Below are 23028 nucleotides of genomic sequence, written 5' to 3'. Positions count from 1 at the left end.
CCACGGCGATGAGCGGTGTCGTCTCCGCCCTGGATCGATGTACGACAGGCGGCAGGTCCCTTTCCTGACCGGTCTCGGCTCAGATGATTCCGCCGTTGACCCGCAGCACCTGGCCGTTGACCCAGCGGGCGGGGCCGGCGAGGAAGGCAACCGCCTCGGCGATGTCCGCGGGCCGGCCCAGCCGCTCCAGCGGCGGCTGGGCGGCCAGCCTGGCGACGGTCTCCTCGTCCTTGCCCTCCAGGAAGAGATCGGTGGCGGTGGGCCCGGGGGCGACGGTGTTGACCGTGACGTCCCTGCCGCGCAGCTCGCGGGCGAGGATGAGGGTGAGCCCTTCGACGGCGCCCTTGGATGCGGCGTAGGCGCCGTAACCGGGCGCGGCCAGTCCGATCACCGAGGTGGAGAAGGTGATCAGCGCGCCGCCCTCGCGCAGCCTCCTGGCGGCCTGCTGGGCCACGGCGAAGGTGCCGCGTACGTTGACGCGGAGCACGCGGTCCAGCACGTCCAGGTCGAGTTCGGCGACCGGGGTGGGCGGGTTCATGATCCCGGCGGCGTGCACGACGACGTCGACGCCGCCGAAGGTCCGTTCGGCCGTGTCGAAGAGCTCCGCGACCGCCCGCTCGTCACCGACGTCGGCTCGGACCGCGATCGCCCGGCCGCCCTCGTCGGCGACCTCCGCGACGACGGCCTTGCCCTCGGTGTCGTTGCTCGCGTAGTTGACCACGACCGCGTAGCCGTCGGCGGCGAGCCTGCCCACGACCTGGCGCCCGATGCCGCGTGAGCCTCCGGTGACGACGGCGACGCGGGCTGCTGTGCTGCTCATGATCGGTCACTCCTCCAAGAACTTATGTACACTATGTATATATATGAATGTAAACACAATGTCCATATATTCCATGGAGGTGGACGGTGACGCAGCAATTCCCCGCGCCCGCGCGTCGCGGACGCGGACGCCGCCCGGCCGCCGAGGTGCGCCGTGAGATCCTGCGGGCGGCCGGCGAACTCCTGCTCACCGAGGGGATGGCCGCCTTCACCATCGAACGGGTCGCGGCACTGGCGGGCGCGAGCAGGGTGACGCTCTACAAGTGGTGGCCGTCCAAGGGGGCGCTCGCGCTGGACGGCTACTTCGCCGCCGTCGGCCCCACCCTGGCCTTCCCCGACACCGGGGACATCGCCGCCGACCTCACCGCGCAGTTGCGGGCCTTCGTCCACCTGATGCGCGACACCCAGGCCGGACGCGTGATGCCCGAGCTCGTCGGCCACGCCCAGACCGACCCCGAGCTGTCGGCGCTGCTCCGCGAACGCTACTCGGCACCGCGCAGAGCACTCGCCGTCGAGGCACTGGAGCGCGCCAAGCGGCGCGGGCAGCTACGCGAGGACGTCGACCCCGAGGTGGTCGTCGACCAGCTCTGGGGCGCCTGCTACCACCGCCTCCTCATCCCCGACCAGCCTCTCACCGACGAGTTCGCCGAAGCCCTCGTCCGGAACCTGCTCGCCGGGATCGGCAGTGACCGATAAAACGGCTTACGAGAAACATCAGACCGATAATGTACGTTTCGCGACCCCGATAACGAGTCCAAGATCCCGGAGCGGCATGGGCGCTCTGACAGGCTGACCCGCCATCCGCAAGTGTGCGACAAGTGGGGGCCGCCAGGCTGGGCATCGGTCGCAGGCGGAAGAGGGGCATATGTTTGGGATCGTTCGCCCATGCAGGCACGGGATGTGCGGCGGGCTGTTCAAGGAGTGGATGGCGCACCTGTGCGGGCTCTGCCTGGCCCTGCGGGATGAGCACGGGCACGCCTCCCGGCTGGTGACCAACTACGACGGCCTGCTGGTGTCCGTGCTCACCGAGGCACAGGCACCGGCCCCCTCCCCGTACCGGCGTGCGGCCGCCTGCGCGCTGCGCGGGTTCAAGGGCGCGGACGTCGCCCAGGCCGAGGGGGTACGGCTCGCCGCCGCGGTCTCGCTGATCCTGGCCGCGGGGAAGGTCAAGGACCACGTCGAGGACGGCGACGGCGTCTACGCCCGCCGGTTGGTGGCGGCCGGCGCCGGGCGGGTGGCCGCGCGCTGGTCGGCCGCCGGATCGGGTACGGCCGCCGCCCTCGGATTCGATCCCGCCCCGCTCCTCGCCGCGGTCGAGGAGCAGACCCGGCTGGAACGGCTGCCGAACCCGAGCCTGCTCCAGCTCACCGCCCCCACCGAGGCCGCGGTCGCCGCCGCCTTCGGGCACACCGCCGTACTGGCCGGCAAGCCGCACAACCGGGAGACCCTGGAGGAGGCCGGACGCTACTTCGGCCGCCTGGCACACCTGCTGGACGCCGTCGAAGACCTCGCCCGCGACCGCGACCACGGGGCCTACAACCCGCTGACGGCCTCGGGCACCGACCTGGCCGCCGCGCGGCGGCACTGCGACGACGCCGTGCACGGACTGCGCCTCGCGATGGCCGAACTGGACCTGGAGCGACGTCGCCTGGTCAACGCCCTGCTGGTCGCCGAGACCGGCCGTGCCGTCGATCGGATCTTCGCCGAGGCCGAGCGGGAGAGCCCCGAGGCACCCCCTCGTGACCCGCGGCTGAAGCCCGATCCCGGCGGGCTGCTGTCGCTGCTGTGCATGTCGGCGGCCTGCTGCACCTGCGGACTGTACCGGCCGCCGTGGGACGAGGACCGCTACCGGTCGTGCGGCGAGCGCTGCGACCCCACCGGCTGCGACGCCTGCGGACAGTGTTGCAACGGCTGCTCCGGGTGCTGCGACTGCTGCGAGTGCTGCAACTGTGACTGCGGCTGACCGCACCGGCGGGCGGCTCGGCTTCCTCGTCATGGATGAGCAGTTCCTCGGGCGGCGGGCTCGACCCGGGGAACGACTCGGGGAAGAACGCTCCCCGCTCCAGGTGGGCCGTCACGTTGGCCCGGTAGAAACCGGGCCGCAGCGCGCGGAGCCTCTCCAGCGCGGTACGAAGCGAGCGCACCGAGGTGAGCGGGTCGAGTCCGTGACGGCCGGTGGGGATACGGGGGAACCTCACGGCTCTGGCGCGGAAGTTGAATCTGGTCACGTGGTGGCGCCTCGGCCGTGGACGTCGATGGGGGCGGAAACATCCCTAGCCGCTTGTGGAGATCCCGCACCGCGACGATATCCGTGTCGCCCGACGTGTGTGTCCGCCACCCGCAGCAGGCGCCAGGCGCAGCGCCTCTGAGACGACGGGCAGTCCACTGGCCGTGGTCATCACATCTTCTGGCGCAGGACCGGAGCCCGCCCGGGATGGGCCTCCGATCGCCTATGTCCCTGCTCCCCGTATCCGTACACACATCGTGGTGTAAGCCCTGGACAGGGCGCCTGAGGGCTATGTCGGATCTCCGCAGCCTAAGGATTTCATTATCTAGATTTGTAGCCATTTGGGCTCTTTAGAGCTTATGTCGGGTATATCGGTAGGAGTTCGCTTTCACAGCGGATCGTATTTCGCGTGAAACCGGAAGGGGGCATGGGTCATGACGAGACCCGCAAGCCTGGAGCATCACCCCGATCTCATCGAGATGCGGGAAAGGTACGAACGAGCGGGCTCCAGTTCGGTGGCCCAGGCCATCGAAGGACTGGGCCTTCTGGCGGGCCTGTATCTGGCGATCTCACCCTGGGTGGTCGGCTTCAACGGCCTGTCCAGGCTCTCGGTGAGCAACCTCGTCACCGGTATCGCGGTCGCCGCGCTGGCTTTGGCCTTCGCGTCCGCCTACGGCCGGACCTACGGGGTCAGCTGGGTCGCGCCGGTCATCGGAATCTGGACCATCATCGCTCCCTGGATCACCGGCTCGGCGACGAGGGGAACCATCTGGAACAACGTCGTCACCGGGATCGTCATCCTCCTGCTCGGTCTGGGAGCGGTGGCGATGGGATCCAAGAAGATGGCCGGAATGTCACACAAGGGGAATATGTCCCACCGAGGAGACACCTCCCACAGGACGGACATGCCCGGTCGAACGGACATGCCCAACCGGCCGGACTACCCCAACAGGCCCGACTATCCCAACAGGCCATAGACAGATGGATGTGAGATCAGCGCGACGGCTGCTCAACCCGGCCAGGGACCGGGTTGAGAGCGCCGTCTCCGGATAAGCCCGGCCCCGGCCGGGCTTTCGTCGTCTTCGGGGCATCCGTCCTCCGCCACGGACCCCGCCAGGAAGACGGGAGCCCGCCGGGAAGGCCGGAGGGGACGGTTCATTCGAACAGGGTGTGCCGCTCACCGCGTCGGCGCCTGCGGGCGATCCTGATCCCGACCACCACGATGTCCACCACCGCGACGGCCGCCAGGACGGCGAGGGCCACGGTGAGCAGGGTGAATCCGCCCTGAGCCGCGAACACCGCCAGAACCGTGCAGACCACCAGGCCGAAGATCGCCAGAACGAGCCGCAGGTTCAGCGCGCTCTTCGGATGGTCGTGCGTACCTGGCTGCTCCTTCATGGGACCACCTCCAGGGCGATGTCGATCCCCCACCTGCTCATATCTATGCGGGGGTATCTTTTCAGCCCCTACCCAGGACATCCCTCACCATCCACGACACCGGAGTTCGCCGAGAGGGCGCGGGGCCGGCCCGGTAAGCGGTTCCCGGCGATCGCGAAAACCCCCGGAACGCGGAAAGACCTCCGCGGGTGGATTCCACCCGCGGAGGTCTTTCCGCGTACTCGCCGTCGAGCCGTCCCCGAGGGTCCGGGACCCGAGGGACCGGCTAGTAGATCGGGCGTGAGGAGGAGCGCAGCCGCTCCAGGGCCTCGGCGAGGATCTGCGCGCCATCCTTGTCGCTGCGGCGTTCCTTCACGTACGCGAGGTGCGTCTTGTAAGGCTCGTTACGCGGCGGGGCGGGCGGGTTCGCCTCGTCCTGACCGGCGGGGAGACCACACCGGGGGCAGTCCCAGAACTCGGGGACGGCCGCGTCGCTGGCGAAACTGGGGCGCGTCTCGTGCATGTTCGCGCACCAGAAAGGCACCCGCACACGGGGGGCCGCCTCGCCGCGCTCCGCCTCCCCCATCGGGCCGGCACCGACACGGCTGCCACGGATCGCGTTGCCACTACCCACGGATGAACTCCTTGCTCGATGGCCCCGCCGCTTGGGGATGCGGGGACTGAACCACTGTCACGCCTGTCGAAGCCAGGTCAGGGCCGCAGAAGCAGGCCCAGCGCGATGATGCAGACGAACCAGACGACACCGGTGATGACGGTGAGCCTGTCAAGGTTGCGCTCCACCACCGAGGAGCCTCCGAACGACGACGAGAAACCGCCACCGAACAGATCCGAGAGGCCACCGCCCTTGCCCTTGTGGAGCAGGACGAGCAGCATCATCAGCAAGCTCGACAGGATGAGGGCGATGGAGATTCCGATTGTCACCGTTGACCTGTTCCCTATGTGCGCGTGACCCGCGTCCGGGCACGACCCTTGTGTACGCCGATGGCGTGACGATTCAAACCTGCTCTAAGAGGGTATGACGTGCTGTCAAGTCGCACCCACCGAATGGCTCAGTCAGTTCGACAATTCGCCGAAACGGCAAATCTTGACGAACTCCCCGGGATCGAGGCTCGCGCCACCGATCAGGGCACCGTCGACATCAGGCTGCGCCATGATGCCCGCGATGTTGTCAGACTTGACCGACCCACCGTAAAGGATACGGACACCGGCGGCCACTTCTGCGTCGTACAGCTCGGCGAGTCGCGCCCGGAGTGCCCCGCAGACCTCCTGCGCGTCGTCCGGGGTGGCCACCTCGCCGGTGCCGATCGCCCACACCGGCTCGTAGGCGAGCACGATGGAGGCGACCTGCTCGGCGCTCACCTTGCGGAGCGCGCCGTCGAGCTGCGCGACGCTGTGGGCCACCTGGTCGCCCGCCCTGCGCACCTCCAGGCCCTCCCCCACGCACAGGATGGGGGTGAGCGAGTGGCGGTAGGCCGCCTGCACCTTGGCGTTGACGACGTCGTCGTCCTCGCGGTGATACTGGCGGCGCTCCGAGTGACCCGCGAGCACGAAGGTGCAGCCGATCTTGGAGAGCATCGCCCCGGAGACCTCGCCGGTGTAGGCGCCGCCGTCGTGCTGTGACAGGTCCTGCGCGCCGTAGACGATCCGCAGCTTGTCGCCGTCCACCAGGGTCTGCACGCTGCGCAGGTCGGTGAACGGCGGCAGCACGGCCACCTCGACCCGGTCGAAGTCCTTGTCGTTCAGCGCGAAGGCGAGCTTCTGGGTGTGCGCGATGGCCTCAAGGTGGTTGAGGTTCATCTTCCAGTTGCCGGCCATGAGCGGCTTACGAGGTGTGCTCATCGTTCGCTCACCACTCCTTGTTCACTGGGCGGGCGGCGTCGGTCGTCGACCGGCCGCTCCGCTCGTCGCGTGCGTTCACTTTCTACCGCTCCAGCGCCACGAGTCCGGGGAGGGTCTTGCCCTCCAGGTATTCGAGGCTGGCACCGCCACCGGTGGAGATGTGGGAGAACCCGTCCTCCGCCAGGCCGAGCCTGCGCACGGCCGCGGCCGAGTCTCCACCGCCGACGACGGTGAAGGCCTCAGAGGCGATCAACGCCTCGGCGACCGCGCGAGTTCCCCCGGAGAAGGCCTCGAACTCGAAGACGCCCATCGGGCCGTTCCAGAACACCGTCCTGGCGTCGGCCAGCTTGCCCGCGAACAGCTCGCGGGTGCGCGGGCCGATGTCGAGCCCCTCGCGGTCGGCCGGGATCGCGGTGGCGTCGACCACCTCGTACTCGGCGTCCTCGGCGAACTCGACGGCCGCGAGCACGTCGACCGGCAGGACGATCTCGACCTCGCGCTTGCGCGCCTCGTCGAGGAAGCCCCGCACCTTGTCGAGCTGGTCCTCCTGGAGCAGCGACTTGCCGACCTCGTAGCCCTGGGCCTTGAGGAAGGTGTAGGCCATGCCGCCGCCGATGAGGAGCCGGTCGACCTTGGTGAGCAGGTTGCCGATCACGCCGAGCTTGTCGGAGACCTTGGCGCCGCCGAGCACCACGGCGTACGGCCGCTCGGTCTCGTCGGTCAGCTTCCTGAGCACCTCGACCTCGGCCAGGACGAGCCGGCCCGCGGCGTGCGGCAGCAGACCGGGCACGTCGTAGACGCTGGCGTGCTTGCGGTGCACCGCGCCGAAGCCGTCGCCCACGTAGACGTCGGCGAAGGCGGCGAGCTTGGCGGCGAAGGCGGCCCGCTCCTCGTCGTCCTTGGACTCCTCGCCCGCCTCGAAGCGCAGATTCTCCAGAAGCGCCACCTGGCCGTCCTGGAGGGCCTCCACGACGGCCTGGGCGGACTCGCCGACCACGTCGGTCGCGAAGGCGACGTCGGCACCCAGGAGCTCACCCAGCCGCTTGGCGACCGGGGCGAGGGAGTATTCCGGGTTCGGCTTGCCCTTGGGGCGTCCCAGATGCGCGACGACGACCACGCGGGCGCCTCGGCCCGCGAGCTCCTTGATCGTCGGCACCGAGGCGCGGATGCGGCCGTCGTCGGTGATGACGTCCCCCTCCAGGGGGACGTTGAGGTCGGCGCGCACCAGGACGCGCCGACCGTCCACGTCGAACTCGGAGATGTCCTTCATCAGAGGTCGGCGCCGACCAGCTCGATGAGGTCGGCGAGGCGGTTGGAGTAACCCCACTCGTTGTCGTACCAGCCGACGACCTTGACCTGGTTGCCGATCACCTTGGTGAGGGGCGCGTCGAAGATGCAGGACGCCGGGTCGGTCACGATGTCGGCGGAGACGATCGGGTCCTCGTTGTAGCTGAGGTAGCCCTTGAGCTCGCCCTCGGCCGCGGCCTTGATCGCGGCGTTGACCTCCTCGACGGTGGTCTCACGGCCGACCTCGACGGTGAGGTCGGTGGCCGAGCCCGTGGGGATCGGCACGCGCAGCGCGTAGCCGTCGAGCTTGCCCTTGAGGTCGGGCAGCACCAGGCCGATGGCCTTGGCGGCGCCGGTCGAGGTCGGCACGATGTTGATCGCGGCGGCGCGGGCGCGGCGCAGGTCGCTGTGCGGGGCGTCCTGCAGGTTCTGGTCCTGCGTGTAGGCGTGGATCGTGGTCATCAGACCCTTCTCGATACCGAAGGTGTCGTTGAGGACCTTGGCCATTGGCGCCAGGCAGTTGGTGGTGCAGGAGGCGTTGGAGATGACCGTGTGGTTCGCCGGGTCGTACTTGTCGTGGTTGACGCCCATCACGACGGTGACGTCCTCGTTCTTGGCCGGAGCCGAGATGATGACCTTCTTGGCGCCGTTCTCGGCGTGCACGCGGGCCTTGTTGGCGTCGGTGAAGAAGCCGGTCGACTCGACGACGACGTCCACGCCCAGGTCGCCCCAGGGCAGCTTGGCCGGGTCGCGCTCGGCGAACGCCTTGATGGTCTTGCCGTCGACGATGATCTCGTCGGCGGTGCTCTTAACCTCGTACGGCAGACGGCCGAGGATGCTGTCGTACTTCAGCAGGTGCGCGAGCGTGGCGTTGTCGGTCAGGTCGTTGACCGCCACGATCTCGATGTCCTTGCCGCTGGCAGCGACCGCGCGCCAGAAGTTGCGGCCGATGCGGCCAAATCCGTTGACGCCTACGCGGATGGTCACGGTGCCGATCTCCTCGTACGTCGATGCGCCGGTCTCTCGGATCCGGCGACTTGATGCGGGCTGAAACCTCAACCACGAACCTTATCGGACCCAAATTGGCCTAGACCACTTGAGGGGGTGCCCCGTTATTCGCTAACCCACGAACAGGTATCGCACCATTCAAGTAAAGTGCCCGACTCGTCACTACAAACACCCCAACCCCCAGGAGAAACTGCTGTGACAGATAACGACCCACACCTGGCGAACGGCCTGCTACCTGGCATCCTCACCGGCCTGCTGGGCACCGCCGTCGGCGCCGCGGCCTACGGCGCGCTCATCGCCTTCAGCGGGTACGAGATCGGCTTCGCCGCCATCGGCGTCGGTCTCCTCGTCGGCCTCGCCATGATCGCGGTGAAGCCGACCAGCCCGGTGCTGCCGCCGCTCGCCGCCTTCTTCTCCCTCGCCGGCGCCGCGCTCGGCCAGATCGTCGGATCCACCATCGCCTGGGCGCAGGTGTCCGGCGAGGACTACGGCCCCGCCCTCGCCAGGGTGCTCGACGCCTTCCCCGAGCTCCTGCGCCAGGACCCCATCTCGCTGCTGTTCTGGGTGGTCGCCGCCTACGCGGGCTTCAGCTTCGTGAACAGGCGCGTCAAGGCCGCCCGGGAGGCACACGACGCCCGCGCCGCCTCCTCCGTCTCGCAGCCGGACGAGGCCTCCGACCACACGAACTACTTCGAGCCCAGGAAGCAGCCCTGAATCACGGGTCCGGCCGAACGCCCCTGCCGGTGGTGCGATCCCGACGACGGCCTAAGGGGCCAGCATGTCGACGGTGAGATTGGCCTCGGTGTTGGGAACGCCGATGTCCTGGGCCCGCTTGTCGGCCATGGCCAGCAGGCGGCGGATGCGACCGGCGATGGCGTCCTTGGTCAGGGGCGGGTCGGCGAGCTGCCCCAGCTCCTCCAGGGACGCCTGCTTGTGCTCCACCCTCAGGCGACCGGCGATCACCAGATGCTCGGGGGCCTCCTCCCCGAGGATCTCCAGGGCACGCTGGACCCTCGCCCCCGCCGCGACCGCGGCACGGGCCGAACGGCGCAGGTTGGCGTCGTCGAAGTTGGCGAGCCGGTTCGCCGTCGCGCGGACCTCGCGGCGCATCCGCCGCTCCTCCCAGGCGAGCACGCTGTCGTGGGCGCCCAGCCGGGTCAGCAGCGCGCCGATGGCGTCGCCGTCGCGGACCACCACCCGATCGACGCCGCGCACCTCCCTCGCCTTGGCGTGGATCTTCAACCTCCGCGCGGACCCGACCAGCGCGAGCGCCGCCTCGGGCCCCGGGCAGGTGACCTCGAGCGACATCGAACGCCCCGGCTCGGTCAGCGAGCCGTGCGCCAGGAACGCCCCCCGCCAGGCCGCCTCCGCGTCACAGGTCGCCCCCGCGACGACCTGGCGGGGCAGGCCCCTGACCGGGCGCCCGTGGTTGTCGATCAGACCGGTCTGGCGGGCGAGCGCCTCCCCGTCGCGGTAGACCCGCACGAGGTAGCGCGAGCCCTTGCGCAGCCCGGCCGGGGCCAGGACGAGCACCTCGGCCTTGTGCCCGAAGACCTCGCCGATGTCCTTGATCAGCCGCCGAGCGGTGACGTTGGTGTCAAGCTCGGCCTCGATCACGATCCGGCCGCTCACCAGGTGCAACCCGCTCGCGAACCGCAACAGCGTCGACACCTCGGCCTTACGGCAGCAAGGCTTCAGGATCGGCAGCCTGCTCAGCTCGTCCTTGACCACACCTGTCATCGCCATGCGTGTTCGTCCTCCCCCATACAGACCCCTTGCGACCCGAGATAAATCGGGCTCACAGAAGTTTCTCGCACTCCTGAGCACCGCTGACCAGGATCAACGCTTCTCACGGAAAATCTCGTCCAGGACGGAGGCAAGACGTTGTGCATCGTGTCGCGGGGAGCCGTCCTCGTCCGCCACGGAGGCGAGGACCAGCCTCCCCCCGAGATCTGCCGCGGCCTTGTCCAGCTCATCACGGTCGTCGATCACCCCGGTGTCGGCGACGACGACGTCGATCTCCAGGGAGGGCGCGTGCTCGCGCAGCACCTCCAGGTGCTTCTGGGGGGAGAATCCGTCGGTCTCCCCCGCCTGCGGGGCGAGGTTCAGCGCGACCAGACGACGGGCGCGGGTGGCGTGCAGCGCCTCGGCCAGCTCGGGCACCTTCAGGTGGGGCAGCACGCTGGTGAACCAGGAACCGGGACCGAACACCACCCAGTCGGCGTCCAGGACCGCACGGACGGCCTCGGGGCACGCCGGCGGGTCCTCCGGGAGCAGCGAGATGGCCCGGACCCTGCCGGGCGTGAGCGCGCAGGCCACCTGACCGCGCACCGTGCTCACCTCGCCGTCCAGCTCGACCTCGGCGGCGATGTCGAGCGGCACCGAGGCCATCGGCAGCACCCGCCCGTGCGCGCCGAGCAGCCGTCCGAGCCAGTCGAGGCCCGACACCGTGTCGCCGAGCCGCTCCCACAGCGCCACGATCAGCAGGTTGCCGATCGCGTGGCCGTGCAGGTCGCCCTCGCTGCGGAAGCGGTGCTGGACGACCTCGCTCCAGGTGCGCCCCCACTCGTCGTCACCGCACAGGGCCGCCAGGGCCATCCTCAAATCCCCCGGGGGGAGCACACCGAGCTCGCGGCGAAGACGGCCGCTGGAGCCCCCGTCGTCGGCGACGGTCACCACCGCCGTCAGCCGGGAGGTGACCCTCCGCAACGCCGACAACGAGGCGTACAGCCCGTGTCCCCCACCCAGCGCGACGACCTTGAGACCTTCATTCACTCCCGGCCCACATCCCGATGGCTCACCTGCACCTCCATGCCACCCTTGTCGCGCAGCCGCCCGCCGATCTGCTCGGCCATGGCGACGCTGCGGTGCTTGCCGCCGGTGCAGCCGACGGCGAGCGTGGCATAGCTCTTGCCCTCGCGGGTGTAGCCGGAGGCGATGATGGTGAACACCTCCTCGTAGGCGTCGAGGAGCTCCTTCGCACCCGCTTGGTTGAGAACGTACTCCCGTACGGGAGCGTCCAGTCCGTTCATCGGGCGGAGTTCGGGGACCCAGTGGGGATTGGGCAGGAACCGGCAGTCGACGACCAGGTCGGCGTCGACGGGCAGGCCGTACTTGTAGCCGAAGGAGACGACGTTGACCCGCAGCCCTGGACGGTCCTCGCCGCCGAAGAAGGCGACGATCTTCCCGCGGAGCTCGTGGACGTTGAGGTTGGAGGTGTCGATCACCAGGTCGGCGTTCGCCCGCACCTCGCGCAGTATGCCGCGTTCGCGGGCGATCCCGTCGACCAGACGGCCGTCCCCCTGCAGCGGGTGCGGGCGGCGGACGTTCTCGAACCTGCGGACCAGCTCCTCGTCACTCGCCTCCAGGAACACCACGCGCACGGCGACGCCGCGCCCCTCCAGCTCCTCGATCGCGCTGTTGAGGTCGCTGGTGAAGGCGAGGCTGCGCACGTCGACCACCGCGGCCACCTTGTCGGCGGCCAGCTTGACCCGCCCCGCCTCCTCGGCCATGGCGAACAGCAACCCGGGTGGCAGGTTGTCGATGACAAACCACCCCAGGTCCTCCAGGGCCTTGGCGGCGGTGCTCCGCCCCGCCCCCGACATTCCGGTGACGAGGACGAACGCGGGCTCTCTTTCGCTCATGGGTTCTGCCCCTTCAAGGCCGACACGATCGTCTCGGCCGTCGAGGGGCCGATCCCGGGAACCTCGCAGATCTGTGCCGCGGTCGCCTCCCGCAGCCGCTTCACCGATCCGAAATGCTTGATCAACGCCTGCCTGCGGGCCGGGCCGAGACCGGGAACCTCGTCCAGAGCGCTTTCCTTGACACTCTTCGACCGTTTGGATCGATGGTAGGTGATGGCGAAGCGGTGGGCCTCGTCGCGTACTCGCTGGAGCAGGTAAAGGGCCTCGCTGGAGCGGGCGAGGATCACCGGCAGGTCCTCGCCGGGCAGCCAGACCTCCTCCAGCCGCTTGGCCAGCCCGCACACCGCCACGTCGTCCACGCCCAGCTCGTCGAGCGCCCTGCGGGCCGCCGCGGCCTGGGCGGGACCTCCGTCGACGACGACGAGGTTGGGCGGGTAGGCGAACTTGCGCGGCTTGCCGGTCTCCGGGTCGATGCCCGGCGTCCGCGGCCCGTCGCCGGCGCCCCGTCCTCCGCTTAGGCCCTCGGCCGTCTCCTCGGCGGGGCCCGCGGCCGACCCGTCGGCGGGATCGGCCCCGGTGTCGGCGTCGAGCTCCCCGGTGGCCGAGCGCTCCTCCAGGTAGCGCTTGAACCGGCGGGAGATCACCTCGTGGATGGAGGCGACATCGCCCTCGGTGGAGCGTACGGAGAACCTGCGGTATTCGCTCTTGCGCGCCAGGCCGTCCTCGAAGACCACCATGGAGGCCACCACGTCGGTGCCCTGAATGTGGGAGACGTCGTAGCACTCGATGCGGAGCGGCACCTGGTCCAGGTCGAGGGCGTCGGCGACCTCCTGCAGCGCCCTGCTGCGCGCGGTCAGATCGCTGGCCCGCCTCAGCTTGTGCTGCTTCAGGGACTCGACGGCGTTGCGCTCGACGGTCTCCATCAGCGATCTCTTGTCGCCGCGCTGGGGGACCCTGATCTCCACCCGCGCCCCGCGGTGCTCGCCGAGCAGCTCGGTGACCGCTGCGGCGTCGGGGGGCAGGACCGGGACCAGCACCTCCCTGGGCAACGCCTCGGCGGCCGCCTCGCCGTACATCTGCAGCAGGAACTGCTCGACCAGCTCGCCCGGCGCGGCCTCCTCGACCTTGTCGACCACCCAGCCGCGCTGACCCCTGATCCGCCCGCCGCGGACGTAGAACACCTGGACGGCGGCCTCCAGCGGATCCTCCGCGAGGGCGACCACGTCGCAGTCGGTGTTGTCGCCGAGGACCACGGCCTGCTTCTCCATCGCCTGCCGCAGCGCCTGGATGTCGTCGCGCAGCCTGGCGGCCCGCTCGTACTCCTGCTCGACGGCGGCCTCGCGCATCTCGCGCTCCAGCCGCTTGATGAACCGGCCGGTGTTGCCCGCCATGAACTCGCAGAAGTCGTCGGCCAGCGCCCGGTGCTCCTCGGCCGTGACCCGGCTCACGCAGGGGGCCGAGCACTTGTCGATGTAGCCGAGCAGGCAGGGGCGGCCGATCTGCGCGGCCCGTTTGAAGACCCCGCCCGAGCAGCTCCTGATCGGGAAGACCCGCAGCAGCAGGTCGACGGTCTCCCTGATCGCCCAGGCATGGGAGTAGGGGCCGAAGTAGCGGGTGCCCTTGCGCTTGGCGCCGCGCAGCACCTGGACCCGGGGGAACTCCTCCCCCATGGTGACCGCGAGGTAGGGGTAGGACTTGTCGTCGCGGTATTTGACGTTGAACCGCGGGTCGTACTCCTTGATCCAGGAGTATTCGAGCTGGAGCGCCTCGACCTCGGTGCCGACGACCGTCCAGTCGACGTCCACGGCGGTGGTGAGCATGGTCTGGGTGCGCGGATGCAGGCCCGCGAAGTCGGCGAAGTAGGAGTTGAGCCGCTGGCGCAGGCTTTTGGCCTTGCCGACATAGATGACCCGGCCTTCCGGGTCCTTGAACCGGTAGACGCCGGGGGACTCGGGGATGGACCCCGGCTTCGGCCGGAAACTCACCTGACCACCCACAGATCTCGCCACACGGAAAGCCTATCGGCCCGGACCGACAGGTTTCCTTGGAGCTTTCCGCGCGACCCCGCTGCCCGAGCTCCCTCGCGCCTTCGCCGAACCTCCCGCACAGTCCCTGCCCGAACTCCCGTATGCCTCCGCCCCCCGCGGAGTCCCTGCCCGGACCTCCTCTCGACGGGCGCCGAGCCTTCCGCCCGCGGCCGGTTCACCGCCCGCGTCGCCGCCTCGGAGTCGACCGCCTCACAGCCTCCTACCGAGCAGATCGACGGAACGGGCCGTGGCCCGGTCCCCGCCCGGGACCGGGCCACGGCCTCATGCGACGCCCGTCGCCTCCTACAGGTGCTTCTGGCCGTACGAGGACCGCCGTGTGAGACGCCCGCCACCGCCGGGACGTTCCCCGGTGGTGGGCTCGCGGCGGTCAGGAATCAGGCGAGGACGATGGAGTCGCCGTCCACCTTGATCGCCTTCTCCTCCAGCGGGTCGGTGGCCGGGCCGTTCGCCACGGAACCATCGGTGATCTTGAACTTGCTGCCGTGGCAGGGGCAGTCGATGGTGTCGCCCTCGATCTTGTCGACGTCGCACCCCTGGTGGGTGCAGACGGAGCTGAACGCCTTGAACTCGCCCGCGGCCGGCTGGGTGATCACGATCTTCTGGTCCTTGAAGATCTTGCCGCCTCCCTCGGGGATGTCCGCGGTCTTGGCCAGGGCGTTCGCGGAGCCGCCCGAGTCGGCGCCCGCGCTCGTCTCGGCCGCCTCCGGCGCCTGCGACGCGGAGGTCGCGGAGGTGTCCCCGCCGCTCTCCGCCGGCTCCCCGTAGCCCCCGCACGCGGTCAGCACCGCGGCCATCCCGGCCCCACCGGCGCTGAATATCACCGTACGACGTGTCGTCTCAGTCATCTATATCCTCCAGAATCATCATCTTCAGGTACGGCTCGCACCCCGATGACGGTTCAGCTTGCCGCACATCGTGTCAGGAGACTGTGAAGAATTACTCCCTCGGCCCTCTTCGTGGACCATCCGGAGAGCCCCCGCCAAACCCTCGTCACGGGCCTCGGCCCCGGCGCACCAGGCCCGACCCGGCGGATCCGCGCCTCCCCGGAGGAGAGGTCGGCGCGAACCGTCAGAGCACGATGATCCCGTCGCCCTCGACCTTCAGCGCGTACTGGACCAGCGGCGCCTCCGCCGGGCCCTTGAGACATTCTCCGGAGTCGACCGCGAACTCGCTGCCGTGACAGGGGCAGCGGATGACGCCGTCCCCGATCCTGCCGACCGCGCACCCCCGGTGCGGGCAGCTCGCCGTGAACGCCCTGAACACCCCCGAGGCCGGCTGGGTGATGACGATCTTCCACTTGGTGATCACCTTGCCGCCGCCCACCGGGATGTCGGCGGTCCGTGCGATCACCTTCCCCTTGATCCCCGGCGGCACGATGGCGGCGGCGGACTCCCCGCTCGCGCACCCCGCCAGCGCCGCACCGCACGCCACGGCCCCCGCGGCGGCGATCACCTGCCTGCGCGCGGGCATGGCGGAGGTTTCCTGCATGCTCATCGCGGCCCTTCTCGCAATGTCATCCCCGATCGGAACCGGGCTCCCTCGTCCAGGGTATTGACGGGGGAGCCCGGTCCCGAATCCGGCCCTCAGCTGCCGAGGATCTTGCGCAGGAAGCGGCCGGTGTGGCTCTCGTCGACGAGGGCGACCTCCTCGGGCGTCCCGGTGGCGAGCACGCTGCCGCCCCGCGAGCCGCCTTCGGGCCCCATGTCGATCAGCCAGTCGGCGGTCTTGATCACGTCGAGGTTGTGCTCGATGACGATGACCGTGTTGCCCCCGTCTACGAGCTTGCCCAGGACGCCCAGCAGCCTGCGGATGTCCTCGAAGTGCAGGCCGGTGGTGGGCTCGTCGAGCACGTAGATCGTGCGGCCGGTGGAGCGGCGCTGCAGCTCCGAGGCGAGCTTGACGCGCTGGGCCTCACCGCCGGACAGGGTCGTGGCGGGCTGGCCGAGCCTGACGTATCCCAGGCCGACGTCGTTGAGCGTCTTCAGGTAGCGCTTGATCGCCGGAATGGAGTCGAAGAAGTCCAGGGCCTCCTCGATCGGCATGTCGAGCACCTCGGAGATCGTCTTGCCCTTGTAGTGGACCTCCAGGGTCTCCCGGTTGTAGCGCGCCCCGTGGCAGACCTCGCAGGGCACGTAGACGTCCGGCAGGAAGTTCATCTCGATCTTGAGGGTGCCGTCTCCCGAGCAGGCCTCACACCGGCCGCCCTTGACGTTGAAGCTGAAGCGGCCCTTCTGGTAGCCGCGGACCTTGGCCTCGGTGGTCTGCGCGAACAGGTCGCGGACCTTGTCGAAGACGCCGGTGTAGGTCGCCGGGTTGGACCGGGGCGTGCGGCCGATCGCCGACTGGTCGACGTGCACGACCTTGTCGACCAGGTCCATCCCGTTGACCCGCGCGTGGCGGCCGGGGACGGTGCGCGCGCCGTTCAGCTCCTTGGCGAGCGCGTTGTAGAGGATGTCGTTGACCAGGGTGGACTTGCCGGACCCCGAGACCCCGGTGACCGCGGTCAACAACCCGAGCGGGAACTCCACGTCGACGCCCTTGAGGTTGTGCTCACGGGCGCCCTTCACGGTGATCTGCCGCTTCCTGTCGCGCTTGCGGCGGGCGGCGGGGATCGCGATCGTCCTGCGCCCCGACAGATAGGCGCCGGTCATCGAGTCTTCCGAGGCGAGCAGGTCGGCCACGGTGCCGGAGACGACGACCTGGCCGCCGTGCTCCCCCGCCCCGGGGCCGATGTCGACCACCCAGTCGGCGGCGGCGATGGTGTCCTCGTCGTGCTCGACCACGATGAGCGTGTTGCCCATGTCGCGCAGCCTGATCAGGGTCTCCAGCAGCCGCTGGTTGTCACGCTGGTGCAGGCCGATGGAGGGCTCGTCCAGCACGTACAGCACCCCGACCAGTCCCGAGCCGATCTGGGTGGCGAGCCGGATGCGCTGTGCCTCGCCACCGGCGAGAGTGCCGGAGGCCCGGTCCATGGTGAGGTAGTCGAGGCCCACGTCGAGCAGGAAGCCCATCCGGGCGTTGATCTCCTTGACCACCCGCTCGGCGATGTGCATGTCGCGCTCCGAGAGCTTCAGCCCCGCCAGGAACGTCGCGCAGTCGCCGATCGACATCGACGAGACGTCGGCGATCGAGCGGCCGTCGACCGTGACGGCCAGCGAGACCGGCTTGAGCCTCGCCCCCTTGCAGGCCGGGCACGGGATCTCCCGCATGTAGCCTTCGTACTTCTCGCGCATGCCGTCGCTGTCGGACTCGCCGTGGCGGCGCTGCACCCAGGGGATGACCCCCTCGAAGGTGGTGTAGTAGGAGCGCTGGCGGCCGTAGCGGTTGCTGTAGCGGACGTGGACCTGCTCGTCGTGGCCGTACAGCAGGGCCTTCTGCGCCTTCTTGGGGAGCCGCTCCCACGGGGTGTCGAGGCCGAACCCCATGGTCAGGCCGAGCGCCTCGACGAGGCGCTCGAAGTAGTCGCTGGTGTGGCCCCCGGCCCACGGCGAGAGCGCGCCCTCGCCCAGCGGCCTCTCCGGGTCGGGCACGATCAGGTCGGGGTCGACCTCCATCCGGACGCCCAGGCCCGTGCACTCGGGACAGGCGCCGAAGGGTGAGTTGAACGAGAACGAGCGGGGCTCCAGCTCCTCGAACGACAGGTCGTCGTAGGGGCAGTAGAGGTGCTCGGAGTAGAAACGCTCGCGGTTGGGGTCGTCCTCGGGCAGGTCGACGAACTCCAGGGTGATCGTCCCGCCCGACAGGCCCAGGGCGGTCTCCACCGAGCCGGTCAGCCGGCTGGCCGCGCCCTCCTTCACCGCCAGACGGTCGACGATCACCTCGATGTCGTGCTTTTCCTGCTTCTTCAGCGTCGGCGGCTCGTCCAGGCGGACCACGGTGCCGTCGACGCGGGCGCGGGCGAACCCCTTGGCCTGGAGCTGGCTGAACAGCTCGGCGTACTCGCCCTTGCGGCCGCGGACCACCGGGGCGAGCACCTGGAAGCGGGTGCCCTCCTCCAGCTCCATCACCCGGTCGACGATCTGCTCGGGGCTCTGCCTCGCGATCGCCCGCCCGCACTGCGGGCAGTGCGGCTTGCCGATGCGCGCCCACAGCAGGCGCAGGTAGTCGTACACCTCGGTGATCGTGCCGACGGTGGAACGGGGGTTGCGGCTCGTCGACTTCTGGTCGATGGAGACCGCGGGCGAGAGTCCTTCGATGAAGTCGACGTCGGGCTTGTCCATCTGCCCGAGGAACTGCCGCGCGTACGCCGACAGCGACTCGACGTAGCGGCGCTGGCCTTCGGCGAAGATCGTGTCGAAGGCCAGGCTTGACTTGCCCGAGCCGGACAGCCCGGTGAAGACGATCAGAGCGTCTCGCGGAAGGTCCAGCGAGACGTCCTTGAGGTTGTGTTCACGTGCACCACGCACGATGAGGCGGTCAGCCACAGCAGTCCCGACGTCGTTGGTAGAGGGTTGGAAGTAGTCGCGGGAAGACTAGCGAGAGGGGCCGACAATTTTCCGGACCGGCGTTCGGAGTCTTTCCGGACCGGCGTCCGGGGTCGTTTTCCCGCCCCCTCCAGAGTACGGTCTCCCCCCGGATATGGCAGGTGGCCCACGACTTCAACGACGTGAACACCCCCCTTATGCCCCGTCCGGCCCGCCGGGCGCGATGATGATGGTGACGAGGGCGGAGCGCGTGCCGCCCCGTCTTCCCGCGACCCCGTCCGAGGAGAATCCGTGACGTACACCGGTGACGTGCAGGTCGGCGGCCCCGCCGACCTGCGCGAACTGCCCGCCCTGACGATCGCCAAACTGGCCGTCGGCCCGTTCGACAACAACGCCTACCTGATCCGGTGCACCCAGACCGGCGACGGCGCCCTCATCGACGCCGCCGCCGAACCCGACCGCCTGCTCGAACTCATCGGCGACCAGCCGATCAGCAAGATCGTCACCACCCACCAGCACGGCGACCACTGGCAGGCCCTGGAGGAGGTCGCCAGGGCGACCGGCGCCTCGGTGATCGCCCACCCGCTCGACGCGGGGGCACTGCCGGTGCCGGTGGATCTGGAGGTGGAGAACGGCGACGGGGTCACCGTCGGCGTGGTCAGCCTGGAGGTGATCCACCTGCGCGGGCACACCCCCGGTTCGATCGCCCTGTACTACCCCGGCCACCTGTTCACCGGCGACTCGCTCTTCCCCGGCGGCGTCGGCAACACCAACAAGGATCCCGAGCGGTTCGCCCAGCTCTTCGCCGACGTGTCGGAGCGGATCTTCGACAGGCTGCCGGACGACACCTGGGTCTACCCGGGCCACGGCAAGGACACCACGCTCGGCGCCGAACGCCCCTCCCTGCCCGAGTGGCGCGAACGCGGCTGGTGACCTCCCGCCTCACTCCCTCCCCCTGCGTCGCCTGACGCGGGCATGGCAGGCCGGGGCAACCCCTCGGCGCCGCCCGGACACGGCCGGTGACCGCTCCCGGACGCCAGGACCGACACCCGCCCGCCCGGGGGGAAGGCCGTAGCCGTTCCCGCTCCCCCGCGCACGTCATCGAGGCGGTCCGGTTCGCGGAAGCACGGTGGGACGGTGGTAGCCGTTCCCACCGGGCTCGCGGACATCAGCCGCCGAAGACCCGGAGGATCCGATCCGCGGCCTTGGAAGGATCCTCCACCCGCTCGACCAGATCGCCCCATGACCAGCGGTAGAACCAGCCCTCGGCGAGCGGTACGCAGTCGAGGGTCTCGTTGAACATCGCCGCCTCGGGATCGGTGACCCGCAACGACGGCGGGCTCCGCCTGAGCGTCACGTTCATGCCTCTCAGCTCCAGCTCGCGAGCGAGCATGCCGAGGAAATAGGTGCGTGTGTGCTCGTGCGGCTCGGTTGCCATGAGGCAATTGAACGCACCCGCGCCGGGCGGGGAAAGCGGATCGGGACATTCCAGGGCGAGAACGGGTCGCGGCATGGGATGTCCGCGACCATCGCCCCACCGCCCGGGTGAACACACTCCGGGCGGCCTCGGGCCAGGCCTCAGCCGACCCCGGCGGACGCCTTGCGCTGCTCCTTGCGCTTCTCCCGCTTGAACATCAGAACCCGCAGCGGGATCGCCGCCACGATCGTCATCTGCATGACGGCACCGACCTTGATCAGCGTGTCGCCGCCCGCCAGCCCCGCGACCCAGATGGTGAGACAGGCGACATTGATCATCATCCAGGCGAGCACGGCGGCGGCGAGGTTGCCCTTGGGCTTGGGGTATTCGATCCGGCTCACCATGAGGTACGCCACACCGAAGACCGGCAGGATCGTCCAGACCGACGGGGGGAAGAGCAGCACGACCGAGACCACGGTCATCGCCCCCATCGGGATGGGCAACCCCATGAAGTCACCGCTCTTGGTCTTCACCGAGGCGAAGCGCGCGAGCCGGATGACGCCGGCCAGCAGCACCGACGACGCCGCGGCCATCACCAGCAGAAAGGGGATCTGCTGGTTGAACCCCGCCCAGATGACCACCATGAAGGCGGGGGCGAAGCCGAAACTGATCACATCGGCGAGGTTGTCCAGCTCGGCGCCCATCGCCGAGGCGCGGAACTTCCTCGCCACCAGGCCGTCGAACAGGTCGCAGGTGGCGCCGATCAGCAGGAGCACCACGGCGGTGCCGAAGAACCGGGGGTCCGCCGCGAAGGGCTTGGCCTCCTGCAGCGAGCTGATGGCCGACCAGGCGAGCACGCAGACCGCGAGGAAGCCGCAGAGGGCGTTGCCCAGGGAGAGGGAGTCCGCGGCCGACAGGCGAAACGCCTTGCCCACCGGTCCTCGCGGCTCGTCGTCCGTCTCGTCCATCGGCCAGCTCGCGTCAGCCGTGGTCAAGGCTCGTCACCCCCGCGACCGTCTTCTCGCCCACGGAGACGGCGGGCGCGATTCCCTCGGGAAGGTAGACGTCGACCCGGGAGCCGAGCCTGATCAGGCCGATCCGCTCGGCCTTGGCCACCTTCGCCCCCTCGGCCACGTAGGGCACGATGCGACGTGCGACCGCGCCGGCGATCTGGACCATCTCGATGTCGCCGAGAGCGGTGTCCAGGTGCCAGACGACCCGCTCGTTGGTGTCGCTGTCCTTGTTGAACGCGGGCAGGTATCCCCCGGACACGTGCTCCACCGAGGTGACCGTGCCGGCGAGCGGCGCCCGGTTGACGTGCACGTCGAGCGGGCTCATGAAGATCGCTACCCGGGTGCGGCCGTCCGGCCACGGGTCGATGCTCTGCACCACGCCGTCCGCGGGCGACAGGATCCGCCCGGTGCCCGGAGTGCGATCCGGGTCGCGGAAGAACCAGAGCATCCCACCGCTGAGCGCGGTCAGCGGAACCGCCGCCAGCGCCCAGCGCCGGTCACGGCGGCTGAGCAGTGAGGTCACGGCGGCGGCGGCGACGGTCGGGAGCAACCACGGGGAGACGCCACGTGCCAGGCCCAGCGGACCTGGTATGTGGCTTGCTGAATCGTGGGACACAGGGAACCTTTGTGATGTCTTGCGGCATTAGACCGGTATGTCTACCCGCTCTGGGGCAGGATGTTACCCATCTCTTAGCCTTTATAAGGCGCAATGAGACAAGCAAAGCGCCTCACACGCCGATTCGCTAGCCTTGCTCGACACTCGCCGGGGTGGTGTTTTCCTTGCCCGCGCGGACGTCACGCCGGACCTTGATCAAGCTGATCACCGTGGTGACGGCCATCGTGACGACGATCACCGACAGCGACACCCAGATCGGCACCTCGGGGGCCCAGGAGACGCCACTGGAGTGCAGCGCCTCGAGGATCAGCTTAACCCCGATGAAACCGAGGATGAACGCAAGACCGAAGCTGAGGTAGACCAGCTTCTGAAGCAGTCCGCCCAGCAGGAAGTAAAGCTGGCGCAATCCCATGAGGGCGAACGCGTTCGCGGTGAAGACGATGAAGGCGTCCGTGGTGAGGCCGAAGATCGCCGGAATCGAGTCGAGCGCGAACAGCAGGTCGGTGGTGCCGATCGCGATCATGACGATCAGCAGCGGGGTGACCAGGCGCCTGCCGTCGACCTTGACGGTGATCCTGGCGCCCACGTAGTCGTCGGTGTGCGGGAGCACCCGCCGTGCCCAGCGCAGCACCGCGTTCTCCTCGAGGTGCTCCTCCTCGCCGAACTGACGGACGAGCTGGACGGCGGTGTAGATCAGGAACGCGCCGAAGACGTAGAAGAGCCAGCCGAAGTTGGCCAGCGCCGCGGCGCCGATCGCGATGAAGATGCCGCGCATGACCAGCGCCATCACGATGCCGATCAGCAGCACCTTGTGCTGGTATATCTTCGGCACCGCGAAGCGGGTCATGATGATGTAGAAGACGAAGAGGTTGTCGACGCTCAGGCTGTACTCGGTGAGATATCCGGCGATGAACTGGCCCGCGGGGGTGGGACCCGCGATCACCCACAGCCCGATGCCGAAGAGCACCGCGAGTGTGACGTAGAAACCGACCCAGAACCCGGCCTGCCTGAGGGAGAACTCCCGGGGCTCGCCTCGGTCGACTATCCACAGGTCGAAGGCGAGGACGACCAGGAGGCCGCCGATCACGGCGAGCCAGACCCAGACAGGAACATTCACGGTTGATAAACCTCCGGCGGCGCGCATGACAGACTGCCGGAGGTCTCTCCCGCCCGCATGAAACCAGGTCGATGTGAAGCGGATCGACGATGCGGACCGACAGCCCCGGGGGCCTCGTGGAGCGAGACAACACCGTGATGACGAGACTGCCGCGAAGGGATACTCCCCCCC

Annotated in this window: 23 protein-coding genes; 5 read left to right on the top strand and 18 right to left on the bottom strand. The window is 69.2% G+C overall.

Going from position 1 to position 23028, the window contains the following annotated elements; translation table 11 throughout:
• Nucleotides 1-79 precede the first annotated feature (79 nt).
• Nucleotides 80-820 carry an SDR family oxidoreductase gene (locus tag ACFY3D_RS25010; RefSeq protein ID WP_389983224.1) on the bottom strand — a complete coding sequence of 247 codons (741 nt, stop codon included), beginning with the start codon at nucleotides 818-820 and terminating at the stop codon, nucleotides 80-82.
• An 86-nt stretch (nucleotides 821-906) separates the two neighbouring features.
• Here ACFY3D_RS25010 and ACFY3D_RS25005 point away from each other — a divergent pair, with 86 nt between their 5' ends.
• The 3 genes from ACFY3D_RS25005 to ACFY3D_RS24995 all read left to right on the top strand — a co-directional run bounded on the left by ACFY3D_RS25005 (nucleotide 907) and on the right by ACFY3D_RS24995 (nucleotide 4023).
• Nucleotides 907-1515, top strand: a complete 609-nt coding sequence (locus ACFY3D_RS25005; RefSeq protein ID WP_389983221.1) for a TetR/AcrR family transcriptional regulator — start codon at nucleotides 907-909, stop codon at nucleotides 1513-1515.
• A gap of 169 nt (nucleotides 1516-1684) precedes the next feature.
• Nucleotides 1685-2782 (top strand): DUF5685 family protein, encoded by a 1098-nt coding sequence (locus ACFY3D_RS25000; protein ID WP_389983218.1) that lies wholly within the window; start codon nucleotides 1685-1687, stop codon nucleotides 2780-2782.
• Between the two features lie 698 nt (nucleotides 2783-3480).
• Complete coding sequence (locus ACFY3D_RS24995) at nucleotides 3481-4023, top strand: SPW repeat protein (protein ID WP_389983214.1); 543 nt, start codon at nucleotides 3481-3483, stop codon at nucleotides 4021-4023.
• A gap of 178 nt (nucleotides 4024-4201) precedes the next feature.
• Here the strand turns inward: ACFY3D_RS24995 and ACFY3D_RS24990 are convergent, their stop codons facing one another.
• The 6 genes from ACFY3D_RS24990 to gap form a co-directional block, all read right to left on the bottom strand.
• A complete protein-coding gene (locus tag ACFY3D_RS24990) occupies nucleotides 4202-4444 on the bottom strand; it encodes a DUF6343 family protein (protein ID WP_389983211.1) in 243 nt (80 codons plus the stop codon).
• A gap of 265 nt (nucleotides 4445-4709) precedes the next feature.
• Complete coding sequence (locus ACFY3D_RS24985) at nucleotides 4710-5057, bottom strand: RNA polymerase-binding protein RbpA (RefSeq protein WP_012892502.1); 348 nt, start codon at nucleotides 5055-5057, stop codon at nucleotides 4710-4712.
• 77 nt (nucleotides 5058-5134) lie between these two features.
• Nucleotides 5135-5365: a preprotein translocase subunit SecG gene (gene secG / locus ACFY3D_RS24980; protein ID WP_030905020.1), complete on the bottom strand. Its 231-nt coding sequence runs from the start codon at nucleotides 5363-5365 to the stop codon at nucleotides 5135-5137.
• Between the two features lie 132 nt (nucleotides 5366-5497).
• Nucleotides 5498-6283: a triose-phosphate isomerase gene (gene tpiA, locus ACFY3D_RS24975; protein ID WP_362897373.1), complete on the bottom strand. Its 786-nt coding sequence runs from the start codon at nucleotides 6281-6283 to the stop codon at nucleotides 5498-5500.
• 82 nt (nucleotides 6284-6365) lie between these two features.
• Nucleotides 6366-7553, bottom strand: a complete 1188-nt coding sequence (locus tag ACFY3D_RS24970; protein ID WP_389983208.1) for a phosphoglycerate kinase — start codon at nucleotides 7551-7553, stop codon at nucleotides 6366-6368.
• On the bottom strand, nucleotides 7553-8557 hold the full coding sequence (gap, locus tag ACFY3D_RS24965; protein ID WP_350947784.1) for a type I glyceraldehyde-3-phosphate dehydrogenase: 1005 nt from the start codon (nucleotides 8555-8557) through the stop codon (nucleotides 7553-7555). Before gap ends, ACFY3D_RS24970 begins: the two co-directional genes overlap by 1 nt.
• A 216-nt stretch (nucleotides 8558-8773) precedes the next feature.
• Here gap and ACFY3D_RS24960 point away from each other — a divergent pair, with 216 nt between their 5' ends.
• Nucleotides 8774-9292: a hypothetical protein gene (locus ACFY3D_RS24960; RefSeq protein WP_389983205.1), complete on the top strand. Its 519-nt coding sequence runs from the start codon at nucleotides 8774-8776 to the stop codon at nucleotides 9290-9292.
• A gap of 51 nt (nucleotides 9293-9343) precedes the next feature.
• On the opposite strand, the gene whiA is transcribed toward ACFY3D_RS24960, so the two are convergent.
• The 7 genes from whiA to uvrA all read right to left on the bottom strand — a co-directional run bounded on the left by whiA (nucleotide 9344) and on the right by uvrA (nucleotide 18694).
• Nucleotides 9344-10324 carry a DNA-binding protein WhiA gene (gene whiA, locus ACFY3D_RS24955; protein ID WP_350947786.1) on the bottom strand — a complete coding sequence of 327 codons (981 nt, stop codon included), beginning with the start codon at nucleotides 10322-10324 and terminating at the stop codon, nucleotides 9344-9346.
• Between the two features lie 93 nt (nucleotides 10325-10417).
• Nucleotides 10418-11353: a uridine diphosphate-N-acetylglucosamine-binding protein YvcK gene (gene yvcK / locus ACFY3D_RS24950; protein ID WP_362897376.1), complete on the bottom strand. Its 936-nt coding sequence runs from the start codon at nucleotides 11351-11353 to the stop codon at nucleotides 10418-10420.
• Nucleotides 11350-12222, bottom strand: coding sequence for an RNase adapter RapZ (gene rapZ / locus ACFY3D_RS24945; protein WP_389983202.1), 873 nt, complete (start codon nucleotides 12220-12222; stop codon nucleotides 11350-11352). Before rapZ ends, yvcK begins: the two co-directional genes overlap by 4 nt.
• The gene (gene uvrC / locus ACFY3D_RS24940; protein WP_389983669.1) at nucleotides 12219-14219 is read right to left on the bottom strand and encodes an excinuclease ABC subunit UvrC; all 2001 of its coding nucleotides are present in this window, start codon (nucleotides 14217-14219) and stop codon (nucleotides 12219-12221) included. Before uvrC ends, rapZ begins: the two co-directional genes overlap by 4 nt.
• A gap of 425 nt (nucleotides 14220-14644) precedes the next feature.
• Complete coding sequence (locus tag ACFY3D_RS24935; RefSeq protein ID WP_362897377.1) at nucleotides 14645-15115, bottom strand: Rieske (2Fe-2S) protein; 471 nt, start codon at nucleotides 15113-15115, stop codon at nucleotides 14645-14647.
• 223 nt (nucleotides 15116-15338) lie between these two features.
• Entirely contained in the window at nucleotides 15339-15764 is a 426-nt protein-coding gene (locus tag ACFY3D_RS24930; protein WP_350947790.1) for a Rieske (2Fe-2S) protein, read from the bottom strand.
• An 89-nt stretch (nucleotides 15765-15853) separates the two neighbouring features.
• Entirely contained in the window at nucleotides 15854-18694 is a 2841-nt protein-coding gene (gene uvrA / locus ACFY3D_RS24925; protein WP_389983199.1) for an excinuclease ABC subunit UvrA, read from the bottom strand.
• A 291-nt stretch (nucleotides 18695-18985) separates the two neighbouring features.
• Here uvrA and ACFY3D_RS24920 point away from each other — a divergent pair, with 291 nt between their 5' ends.
• Nucleotides 18986-19627 carry an MBL fold metallo-hydrolase gene (locus ACFY3D_RS24920; RefSeq protein ID WP_350947792.1) on the top strand — a complete coding sequence of 214 codons (642 nt, stop codon included), beginning with the start codon at nucleotides 18986-18988 and terminating at the stop codon, nucleotides 19625-19627.
• A 235-nt stretch (nucleotides 19628-19862) separates the two neighbouring features.
• Here ACFY3D_RS24920 and ACFY3D_RS24915 read toward each other — a convergent pair whose 3' ends face one another.
• The 4 genes from ACFY3D_RS24915 to ACFY3D_RS24900 all read right to left on the bottom strand — a co-directional run bounded on the left by ACFY3D_RS24915 (nucleotide 19863) and on the right by ACFY3D_RS24900 (nucleotide 22857).
• The gene (locus tag ACFY3D_RS24915; protein WP_350947793.1) at nucleotides 19863-20132 is read right to left on the bottom strand and encodes a hypothetical protein; all 270 of its coding nucleotides are present in this window, start codon (nucleotides 20130-20132) and stop codon (nucleotides 19863-19865) included.
• 140 nt (nucleotides 20133-20272) lie between these two features.
• Nucleotides 20273-21106, bottom strand: a complete 834-nt coding sequence (gene pssA, locus ACFY3D_RS24910; protein ID WP_350947794.1) for a CDP-diacylglycerol--serine O-phosphatidyltransferase — start codon at nucleotides 21104-21106, stop codon at nucleotides 20273-20275.
• The gene (locus tag ACFY3D_RS24905) at nucleotides 21093-21740 is read right to left on the bottom strand and encodes a phosphatidylserine decarboxylase (protein WP_389983195.1); all 648 of its coding nucleotides are present in this window, start codon (nucleotides 21738-21740) and stop codon (nucleotides 21093-21095) included. Before ACFY3D_RS24905 ends, pssA begins: the two co-directional genes overlap by 14 nt.
• 127 nt (nucleotides 21741-21867) lie before the next feature.
• On the bottom strand, nucleotides 21868-22857 hold the full coding sequence (locus tag ACFY3D_RS24900; protein ID WP_389983192.1) for a TerC family protein: 990 nt from the start codon (nucleotides 22855-22857) through the stop codon (nucleotides 21868-21870).
• Nucleotides 22858-23028: the final 171 nt, after the last annotated feature.

Origin of the sequence: Streptosporangium sp. NPDC000509 (assembly GCF_042898365.1) — a bacterium.
Classification (GTDB): Bacteria; Actinomycetota; Actinomycetes; order Streptosporangiales; family Streptosporangiaceae; genus Streptosporangium.
The sequence above is the reverse complement of the archived record's forward strand: the minus strand, read 5'-3'. Positions and strand labels throughout refer to the sequence as shown.